This window comes from Bacillus sp. SIMBA_008, assembly GCF_046535495.1.
In the GTDB taxonomy this organism is placed as follows: domain Bacteria; phylum Bacillota; class Bacilli; order Bacillales; family Bacillaceae; genus Bacillus; species Bacillus subtilis.
In genome coordinates, this window is the sequence record NZ_JAWRWL010001377.1 from 1 (window position 1) to 231 (window position 231).

Below are 231 nucleotides of genomic sequence, written 5' to 3' on the forward strand. Positions count from 1 at the left end.
CGGGTAGGGATTCAGGCCGAATCCGTCGCATATGTCCCCGATCAGGATGTCGATCCTGCCGCCGGACGCCATCGGCGAGGTCGACGGAACGGTGTTCGCATCGGGCACGTTCATCGTGGTGCATTGCTGCGCCCAAGCCACGCCGGGCGACATCGCCAGCAGGACCAGCAGCAGCCAGGCCGGCTGCGCGCGACGGACAAACGACGAAAGGCGCGCCACGGCGCGCTGCAT

1 protein-coding gene is annotated in these 231 nt (G+C 67.5%); it reads right to left on the bottom strand.

Annotation, left to right across the window (positions count from 1 at the left end):
* Nucleotides 1-231, bottom strand: a 231-nt coding sequence (locus SB658_RS27965) for a hypothetical protein (RefSeq protein ID WP_410603858.1), incomplete at both ends; no start/stop codon positions are given.